Origin of the sequence: Nocardia uniformis NBRC 13702 (assembly GCF_001613345.1) — a bacterium.
Lineage (GTDB): Bacteria > Actinomycetota > Actinomycetes > Mycobacteriales > Mycobacteriaceae > Nocardia > Nocardia uniformis.
This window is the reverse complement of sequence record NZ_BDCE01000080.1, coordinates 11,962-21,400: the sequence shown is the minus strand read 5'-3', so window position 1 is coordinate 21,400 and position 9,439 is coordinate 11,962. Positions and strand designations below refer to the sequence as shown.

At 65.1% G+C, this 9,439-nt stretch carries 9 protein-coding genes; 2 read left to right on the top strand and 7 right to left on the bottom strand.

From position 1 onward, the window contains the following. Positions 1 to 552: 552 nt before the first annotated feature. Positions 553 to 1,920, bottom strand: coding sequence for a GAF domain-containing protein (locus NU1_RS31020; RefSeq protein WP_067527028.1), 1,368 nt, complete (start codon positions 1,918 to 1,920; stop codon positions 553 to 555). Between the two features lie 299 nt (positions 1,921 to 2,219). Beyond that, positions 2,220 to 3,620, bottom strand: a complete 1,401-nt coding sequence (mftF, locus tag NU1_RS31015; RefSeq protein ID WP_067527027.1) for a mycofactocin biosynthesis glycosyltransferase MftF — start codon at positions 3,618 to 3,620, stop codon at positions 2,220 to 2,222. A 207-nt stretch (positions 3,621 to 3,827) separates the two neighbouring features. On the opposite strand from mftF, the gene mftR2 reads away from it, so the two are divergent. Together mftR2 and NU1_RS31005 are read left to right on the top strand one after the other, a co-directional pair. Next, positions 3,828 to 4,451: a mycofactocin system transcriptional regulator MftR2 gene (mftR2, locus tag NU1_RS31010; protein WP_084521971.1), complete on the top strand. Its 624-nt coding sequence runs from the start codon at positions 3,828 to 3,830 to the stop codon at positions 4,449 to 4,451. A 52-nt stretch (positions 4,452 to 4,503) separates the two neighbouring features. Next, positions 4,504 to 5,559, top strand: a complete 1,056-nt coding sequence (locus NU1_RS31005; RefSeq protein ID WP_067527026.1) for a ferredoxin--NADP reductase — start codon at positions 4,504 to 4,506, stop codon at positions 5,557 to 5,559. Between the two features lie 72 nt (positions 5,560 to 5,631). On the opposite strand, the gene NU1_RS31000 is transcribed toward NU1_RS31005, so the two are convergent. From NU1_RS31000 to NU1_RS30980, 5 genes are all read right to left on the bottom strand, one after another. Continuing rightward, positions 5,632 to 6,192, bottom strand: coding sequence for a transglycosylase SLT domain-containing protein (locus tag NU1_RS31000; RefSeq protein ID WP_067527025.1), 561 nt, complete (start codon positions 6,190 to 6,192; stop codon positions 5,632 to 5,634). A 327-nt stretch (positions 6,193 to 6,519) separates the two neighbouring features. After that, the gene (locus tag NU1_RS30995) at positions 6,520 to 7,275 is read right to left on the bottom strand and encodes a DNA alkylation repair protein (protein WP_067527024.1); all 756 of its coding nucleotides are present in this window, start codon (positions 7,273 to 7,275) and stop codon (positions 6,520 to 6,522) included. 119 nt (positions 7,276 to 7,394) lie between these two features. Continuing rightward, positions 7,395 to 8,222, bottom strand: a complete 828-nt coding sequence (locus tag NU1_RS41925; protein ID WP_157553276.1) for a hypothetical protein — start codon at positions 8,220 to 8,222, stop codon at positions 7,395 to 7,397. A gap of 75 nt (positions 8,223 to 8,297) precedes the next feature. Further along, the gene (locus NU1_RS30985; protein WP_084521961.1) at positions 8,298 to 8,927 is read right to left on the bottom strand and encodes a TetR/AcrR family transcriptional regulator; all 630 of its coding nucleotides are present in this window, start codon (positions 8,925 to 8,927) and stop codon (positions 8,298 to 8,300) included. After that, entirely contained in the window at positions 8,927 to 9,280 is a 354-nt protein-coding gene (locus NU1_RS30980) for an SPW repeat protein (protein WP_067527022.1), read from the bottom strand. Before NU1_RS30980 ends, NU1_RS30985 begins: the two co-directional genes overlap by 1 nt. Positions 9,281 to 9,439 lie beyond the last annotated feature (159 nt).

Below are 9,439 nucleotides of genomic sequence, written 5' to 3'. Positions count from 1 at the left end.
CAGAGCCTCCTCGATATGACGAATAGACAAGCGGCCGAACGTTTTTCAGGCAGCACAAATAGGGCTCCAGCACCGTGGAGCGGTGCCGAGCCGCGAAACCACCATGGGAATGCGACGAATGCGCGACACCGTGCAAAGGTGTCCACGCTCGAAATCGACTCTGCGGACGCCCCGGCCGTGGCCTCCGATCTCCTGCCCTCAGATCTCGGCCGGGTAGCGGGTGCGGTGGCGGACCGAATTCGTGTTGTTGCCCTTCAAGACTCGGCCCGGGCGCTTCCCGCATCTGGATCTACTGCTCTAGCTCTTCCTCCAACTTCACGCGGTGTCGTCTGGACACTGTCCAAAAAACGGCCGCACTATCACCTGGGTCACATGGATGCGGTCCATGCATTGCGAAGACTAAGCGCTAAAAGAATAAAACGGAACTTTTTCCTGAAAAAAAGTTGGACGAGCGTCTAGTTGGGCGCCGCGAGACCGTGGCAGCCACTGCGAATGTGGGAACCGCCACAATTAGCCGTCAGATGTGACTGACTGCACTTTCGAATCTGGAGACTAGGAGCCGAAACGTTGCATCTGCGTTGCATCGGCACCGAGGCGCCGATCGAGAACGCGAATTTTGGCTTCTATCTGCGCATATAGCGGAGATTCCCGATCGACCGTGGCGCGATACGCGGCCCACGCCGCAGCGTCGTCGCGACCTTCCGCACCCGCGGTCCATCGACTCAGCACCGTTGCCTCACTGGAACGCAGCACAGCAGTACGCAGTCGGACGCGCAATTCATCGCGAATGTCTATAACTCCGGGAGCGGTCGAACGGGGCAGAACCGGGCCGGAATAGAGCCGCACAGCGGTCTCCACATCACCGGAATCCAGGGATGCGCGCAACGCGTCCACATCCGTGGCGATGGGAACCAGTAGGCGATAGGGCCGCGAGCCGAAAACCTTGGACCCCACCACCGACCGCAGCCGTGAGACCGCCGCGCGAATCGTGGCATTGTCCAAATCGGCGTCGTCGAGCAGTAGCGCCATATGGTCGGCGCTGAGCCCCTCGGCGTGCTCGGCGAGCAGCAACAGGATCTCGGCATGCCGCTGCGACAACGGAACTCGCTCCCCCGCCACGGTCAGCTGCGGTTGGCCGAGACCGATGACCTCCAGACCGAGGCGCTCGGGCATGGGCGCGTCCGCACCACCGCCGATCCGCCGAGCCGAGCGGTCCTGCCCGGATCGCACCGCGGCCAGCAGCAGATCCATCTCCGCGGCGGTGGCCGCCGCCTTGACCAGTGCGAGAATCTCCGGCCGCGCCACCCGCACCCCACCCGCGATCATGAGTACGCCGACCAGTCGGCCGTCCGGATCATGAACGGGTGCGGCGGCTCCCGTGATCTGGTGCATGCGGTGCAGAAAGTGTTCCGGGCCGTGGATCCAGGCCGCACGGCCGGTGCGCACCACCAGGCCGACCGCATTGGTGCCGACCCGCCGTTCGGAAAGGTCATTGCCCTCACGCAATCCGGCGTCCGAGGCGGCGGCCACGCGATCCGGATTGCCGTGTACCGAGAGCACCCGGCCGAACTGGTCGGCCACCACCACAATGAGTCCGGTGCTGGTGGCGTCGCGCAGGAGCAGTTTGTCGACGAGCGGCATTACGGCGGCTATCGAATGGTTGTCCCGATAGCGTTGCAGGTCAGGGCCTCTCAGGCCGCGACCGTCACCGTCGTCCATGGGATCGACGCCGCCGCGCAGACTGCGCAGCCACGATTCCAGCACCGCCGGGCGCAACAAACCCGCCAGCTGACCCAGCTGTTCGGTTCCTACACTGAGGTATCCGTGGGCCTGTGCGGCATACGCCTCCAGCGCACCGAGCTGCGAGCCCGATTCGGAACCATGCTGGTTAGGGCTCCCACCTGCGAGATTGCTGACCATTTGCCTTTCCCTTCGGGAACAAACTGTACCGACGAAGGTGCTGCCGGAACCCCTAAGCCGATTCTTTGTCCCGCAGGTCACACTGCGACAACCACTGCCTGAAATGTGAGCTGTGTCTATTTCGCTTGTTTACCCCGCGCGCCGACGCCCCACTCGTCATCCTGCGCGCCGCCCGTGCCAGCGCTCGGCATCACCCCGTGGCCGGTGTCGGCGGCAAGGCTGTTCGGAAGCAGGGAGTCCAGCGGGAGAGGTTCGCGGCGGTCGAGGGCGTAAAGGGAGGTTGCGGGCAGGACGCCGACTCAGTTGGGCGGCAATGACGGACGGAGCGCGACCGTATTGCGGGCCCGGGCCGCGCCCCACCACAGGCCGGTGCCGTAGGCGACATCGTCGAGGCGTTTGCACACCAGATAGCGGGCGGGGTCGAGGCCGCCGGGTTCGCGATGGGTGAACCAGTCCGCCAGACCGTCGGCGACCGCCATGGTCAGGGCAATGCGCCGGATGCGCCGCGACAGGATCAGGCCGAGCAGGGTGACGGGCCAGTAGTGGCGGCACAGCGAGGACGCGAGTCGCCACAGTCCGCCGGAGAAACCGCGGGCCATATAGATGGCCGATACCCGGGTGGGATTGTCGAGTTCGGCGAAGACGCGCCGTAGTCGGGCCAGGGTGGCCAGCAGGGTGAGTACACCGCAGAACAGACCACTGCGGGTCAGGGTGGCGAGGAGCACCGCGGCCGCCGCGGACCACAGGGGTAGCGACAGCGGGGCCGTCATACCTGGGTGCCGCTGCCCCAGTGGCGCCACGGCAGCACCCTCGGTCACCTTGTGCGCGAACCACTTTCGTAGCGAAACGGGGCACTCGTGGGCGACCCGGGCGGCGGGCTCGTAACGTAGTCGCCAATTCGCCCGCTCCAACCGCCAGCACAGGTCGGTATCGGCACCGGCGCTCATGGTCTCGTCGAAACCGTTCTCGCTCAGCAGCGCCTGGCGGCGCACCAGCAGCGCGGTACTCGGCACGTGCGGTACCGCGCCGCGTGAGCGCACCGCCGACTCCCGGCGGCCCCGGTCGAGCGACGCGCGGGTGTATTCGTAGCGGGCCAGGACCGTCGAATCCGGATCCATGGCCAACAGCCGAGGGGCGACCAATGCCACCTTCGGATCGCTGAAATGACCCAGCATCACCTCCAGCCAGCCACTGCGCGGCACCACATCGGAGTCCAGGAAGGCTACGAATTCCGTTGTAGCTGCTCGCAATCCTAGATTTCGGGCGGCCGCCGCACCGCGTCGGCGATCGGTGCGCAGTACCGTCACCCGGCGCCGGGTGCCCGTCGCGCCGGGTATTCGTACCGGACGGTCCGACCCGTCATCCACCACGATGACGGTGTGCCCGCGCAACGCCGACAGCAGTCGCTCCAATCCGGCGGCGTCATTGTGCAGCGGCACGACGACCGTGACGTCCTTCAATGACGGCAGCAGCCGCGGGCGCGGATTGGCCACTCCGGAGTCGAGTAGCCGTCTGGCTACCCGAGCCGAGAGCTGATCGGTCACCTCGAGGTAGCCGTCACCGATCCTGGCCGCAGCCTCCGGCGCGAGCCGTAGCAACCCAGTCGGCGAGCCACCCACCAGGAAACGTCCACCGGAGTAAGTGCGCACCCTGGGATCGATTCGCACCCCGAAACCATCGGGAAGGCGATCATGGCGCATACCTGAAATGCTAGGTCAGCACACAGCCAGCAACCATGATCGGCGCGCCGCGCGACGCGCCGCCTTACAGACTCGCGGGCGGACCCGAACGTGCCGGGACCACCACCGCACCCGGCGCTCTAGACTGCGGATGGAAAACAGCAGCTGAACAGCCAGGGACGGTCGAGCCGCTCCCGCAATGGTCGAGGTGGAATGGGAATCGGGCGCATGCAGTCGAGCGGGGGCGGGAACACACTGTCGGAATCCGAGATCGTCGAGGCCGCCCTGCGGGTGGTCCGCCAGGACGGTGTGGAGAAGCTCTCCATGCGCCGACTGTCCCGCGAACTCGGTGTTTCCCCGATGGCGCCGTACTACTACGTGGCCGATAAGCGTGAGCTACTCGACCTCGTCGCCACCGCCGCGCTCACCGGTGTCCGCAAGCCCCCGCCGGAATCCGGGCCTTGGCAACAGCGGCTGCGCGATCTCATCGACCAGATCGACGAAAAACTCCGCAAACACCCGGGACTCGGCGATGTACTCATCGAGCAGATGCTGGGCAAACAGCTCGACCTCATTGCCGCGCTGATGGAGATCCTGTTCGAGGCCGGATTCAACGAGCGCAATGTGCTCGCCGCGTACGCGACCATCCACACCTACCTCTTCGGCCGCAGTCGGGTGAATCCGCGTGACCGCAACGCCCTACTCGACCGGGCATTGCCCGAAGCCGTGGAGCGGGCCACCAAGCATCTGTCGGACCTGCGGGGGAAGTACTCCTTCGACTTCGGCGTGGACGTGTTGATCGCCGGTCTGGAAGCTCAGCTTGTCCGGCAGCGGGACAGCCACGTACTATGAAACTAGAACACGTTCTAGTTTGGCCATATAGCGCCGGGTTCGAGAGGACACTATGACCACCGTCGACGTACCGCACAGCTCGCGATCGGCCGTGCTGCGGGTCTCCGCGGTTATCAACGAGACGGCCGATGCGTGCTCGCTGGTATTCGACGTTCCCGCCGAACTGCGTGAACGTTTCACCTACCAGCCGGGCCAATTCCTGACCCTGCGGATTCCCAGCGACCTCACCGGCTCGGTGGCGCGCTGCTATTCGCTGGCCAGCTCGCCCTACACCGACGACGCACCCAAGGTGACGGTCAAGCGCACCGTCGACGGTTACGCGTCGAACTGGGTGTGCGACAACGTGACCGCGGGCAGCACCATCGAAGTGCTGCCGCCCTCAGGAGTTTTCACGCCCAAGGATCTCGATGCGGATCTACTGCTGTTCGCGGCCGGATCCGGCATCACCCCGGTCATGTCGATTCTGAAATCGGCTCTGGCGCGCGGGAATTCACGAGTCGTGCTGGTGTACGCCAATCGCGATCACAATAATGTGATCTTCTCGGACGAGCTTCGCGAGCTCGCCGACAAGCATCCGCAACGGCTCGCGGTGATCCACTGGCTCGAGCACCTCCAGGGCCTGCCCACCGCTGACGCGCTGGCCACCCTCACCCGGCCCTACACCGATTTCCAGGCCTTCATGTGCGGACCGAAGCCGTTCATGGACCGGGTGCACGATGCGCTCGCCCAGCTCGGGGTGCCGCGCAATCGCACGCACGCCGAGGTGTTCAACTCACTGTCCGGCGACCCGTTCGCCGATGTCGCACCCGCCGAGATCAGCGCCGAGGAAGCCGCCGACGCCGCCAGTGTCGAGGTCGAACTCGATGGCGAAACCCACGCCATGAACTGGCCGCGCAGCCAGACCCTGGTCGACATCATGCTTTCCAAGGGGCTCGACGTGCCCTACTCCTGCCTCGAGGGCGAGTGCGGCTCGTGCGCCTGCACCGTACTCGAGGGCACCGTGGAAATGGAGAACGCCGAAATCCTCGACCCGGAGGACATTGCCAACGGGTATATCCTCGGCTGCCAGGCACGACCGGTGACCGATCACCTGAAGATCCAGTTCTGAGCCTGCGGGGCAAAACAATTCGGTCGCCGCGTCTTTCGACGCGGCGGCCGATGTTCGTTCGGACACGAGAACTCAGTACGCCCCGAAGACGTTGTTGATCGAGCCGTAGCGGTGGGCGGCATAGTTGCAGGCCGCGGCGATATTGGCGACGGGATCGTAGATATCCCAGGACGTACCGTCGACGTGGTAGGCCTGGAAGGTGGGGTCGATCACCTGCAACAGGCCCTTGGAGGGGATACCGGCCGCGGCATTGGAGTCGTAGAGGTTGATGGCGCGGGGATTGCCACCCGATTCCCGCATGATGTTGCGGAAAATACTGTCGTAGTCGCCCGGAATATTGTGCTGCGCCATCACGTGCAGCGCATTGCGAATCCAGCCATCGAGATTGTCGGCGAAGACCGGCGGCAGTACCTGCGAGAAGGGCGCGGGCAGGGTTTGGACAAACTGCTGCACCTGGTCCTGCTGCGGCTGGGGCAGACCCCGCTGCCACTGGTCGGCCTGCTGCCGCACCTGTTGAGCGGGCTGCTGGAGCTCCGGCGGCACACCCGGAACATCGGCGGCGTGTGCCTGCGTGGCGGGCACGACCACGGCGGCGGCGAGGACGGCCAGGGGGATCAGTTTGCGTAAAGGCATGGGGGAATCGGATTTCCGACAGCGCGGGGTTGTACGGGCGTTCTTCCGGCGGGAATGCGATGGAGAACGCTCGTCGACGCGCGGTCTGCTGTTGTGTGACATTGACGGAGTCGCTGCGGCCGTTATCCGAATATAGGTCGGTTACCGCTCGCGCTTTACAGACTTTCGGTCTGTTCTGGGCGAGTCACAGAATGGTTGCGACAGATGAACGCAAGCTAAACGTAAGATGAACACAAGGAGTCCTCATTCGGAGAGAAATTCCTCGGCGACTCGATGAGGCGATCTGGATCACACAAAAAAGCCAGTTCGGTAAGCCGACTCGGCCGCTCAACGCAGTGCGCGATAGTGGGCGCGTTCTTCCGGGGTGAGATGTTCGGTGGAGTAGCTGAGAGCTGTCCGACCCATCTCGGCGGCGTGTGCGTCGAGGAAACCGGTGAGGATCGTCTGGTCCACCCGCTTGCCGATCTCGCGCAGCATCCACCCCACCGCCTTCTGGATCAGGTCACGGCGGTCGGTGAGCAGGCGCTCGCACAGGTCCAGGGTGGTGCCGGTATCGCCCGCTTTGATGAACGCGAAGGTGGTCAGCAGTGCGACGCGCCGCCCCCACAGCGAATCCGACTGTGCCAGTTCATAAATCAACCCGCGCGGCCGATCCAGCAGCCAGGGGCCGAGGATGAATTCGGCCGAGGCATCGACCAGATCCCAGTTGTTCACCCGTCCCCGCCGCACGGCGGCCAGATACAACTCCACAATCAGTTCCTGTGCGGCCACATCGGCGCCGCGCTTGCGCGAGACCCGCGCCATCCGGCCATTGAGAATGACCAATCCGGCCAGCCGATGCTCGTGCACCTCACTGTCGAGCAGCTGGTCGATCTCCGAAAGCGGAAGTTCCGCAAAGTGTTTCACGATCTTACGGGTCTGCGGTACCCGCACCCCGATGAAGACGTCCCCCTCCCCGTACTCCCCCGGGCCGGTCTTGAAGAAGCGTTGTAGATGAATGGCGTCGGCGGGATCGGCGACCCCGGCCAAGGCCGACCGCACGGCTGCCGCCGTCGGTTTCGGTGATCCATCGGCTGCACTCACCGCCGCCTCCTCGTCCGATCGGATATCCGGATCGGATCGTACGATGATCGACCGACACCGAGACCGGACGCCGCGCCATCGCGGCGACCCGAATCAGACAGTCCTGGTGTCAGCGGCGCTCAAGCGGTTTCGGAGGCCGCCTGTAACAGCGCCTCGGCGAAATTTCGCATATGGTCCGTCCCCCCGTACCAGGCGGAAATCAATTCGACCGCGGCGGCGCGGGTGCGGTGGGCGGCGCGGGCCAGGTCGTCGACCGACCCCTCACCCGCCTCCGCCTTGCTGGCGGCGGTATCGAGATCGTGGCTGGCCAGCAGCAGGCGCATCACGTGCTGCGGTTCGATGGTGGACGCCGGTGCGGCGCCGGCCGCGCGAGCGCTGGTGAGCGCGGCGACGTTGGCAGTGGCCTGGGCCGGGGCGGCATGGGTGGCGGGGGCGGCGGTACCGAACGAAGAAGCGCCGGCGGCCGAGGGGGCGCGGGTGCCGTAGGACGAGCTGTTCGAGGCAGTGCCGTAGGAAGAGTTGTTCGAGCTGGCGGGGGTGGTGGCGAAAGACGAGCCGTTGGAGTTCGTCGCGGGGGCGGCGGTACCGAAGGGCGAGCCACCGGAATTCGTGTTGGGGGTGCCGGGATCGAATGCCGAACCGGCGTTCGTCGCTGGTGCCGTACCGAATTCGGTGGGTCGGTATTCGGGCGGTCGGGAATTCGTGTGGGCGGGTTCGGATTCGGTGGTGGTCGTGGTGCGGTGGTTTCCGGAAGTGCTCCACTGCACCGAATTGTCGGGCGGATTCAGGGTGGCTCGACCCTGGGTGGTGTGCGCGCCGGTGTCGATGCCGGTGAGGGTGGCATTCGACCCGCTACCGGAATCGGGGGTGTCCGGGTGGGTCAGGCGGTAGTTCTCCTGCCGCGGGTTCAGGGTGTGCCCCAGGTCGCTGGTGTAATCGGCATCCATGGCCGACATTCTTACCGGGTCACGGAACGTACCGCGCTCCGGGTCTGAAACGAGTCCCCTTTGCGAACAACAGCATTAACCCATATGCGTCATACCCGCGGCCACCACCTGCGCCACATTGAACAGTTCATCCGCGGTCGGCAGGGTCATACCATCGAGGGTGAGCAGGCGGTCGGTGCTGGCTATGGCGAACATGGCCGAAACCCAGGCCGCCGCGCAGGCGCGCAGGGTGTTCGGTTTGACGGGGACGGCGGCGCTGGCCTGTAGCACCCGGGCGGTGACATCGAGGAGTTGATCGCGCATGCGGCGCAGTTGCTTTCGAACATCCGGATGGGTGTCGGCCTCCCGCCACATGATGACGCGCAGGACCGAGGAGTGGTGGTCGCGCAGATTCAGCGCGGCATCGAGGTTCAGCAGACTGGCGGCCGGATCGCCAGGGGCCACCACGGAATCGATATCGTCGAGGGGCGGGGACGGCACCCGCTCGGCCATGAGCGCGGACAGGATCGAACTCTTGGTGGGGAAGTAGTAGAAGACGAGTCCCTTGGGGACGGCCGCGGCCGCGGCAATGGCCGCTGTCGGGGTCGCATCGAAACCCTGTGCCGCGAAAAGTTTTTCGGCGGCATCCAGAATGAGCTGACGGGCGTCGCCGTCGACGTTCTTCGTCCGGCGACGCCCCGCTCGATGCGGCTTCGGCATCTGCATCAGTGATGTGTAGCCGTATGCAGACGACCCGAAACCTGCGGCAGTGCCGTGACGGCGACGACCACGGTCAATGCGCCTACCACCCATGCGGTCCAGGCGGCACCGCTGAGGCCGTCGAAGCCCATCACCCAGGGGGAAACGACCATCAGTACGCCGAACAGTGCCATGGCGTAGTCGGCCATGATCCCGGCACGTTTGGCCAGATGCGCCAGACCGGTGAGGGCCACCAGGACACCGAGGACGATCAGGCTCAACCTGGCATTGTCATTGACGGTTACCCAGAGGGGTGAGAGCGCGGCGACGGCGCCGAGGATAACGGCGACCGCGCCTTGGATGCGGCTTTCGGTGAACATGGTGTGCCTCCCTAAAAGGCCTAGTGGTTTGTTCTACCTTCCGTTCTATTCCTGATTGACCGCCCGATCAATAAATGTCCGGCCACGATTCGGGAGCAGAATGAATGTGGTGCGTGACACAGCGCGGCGGCCGTCGTCACGTCGAACAGTTATGGTTGC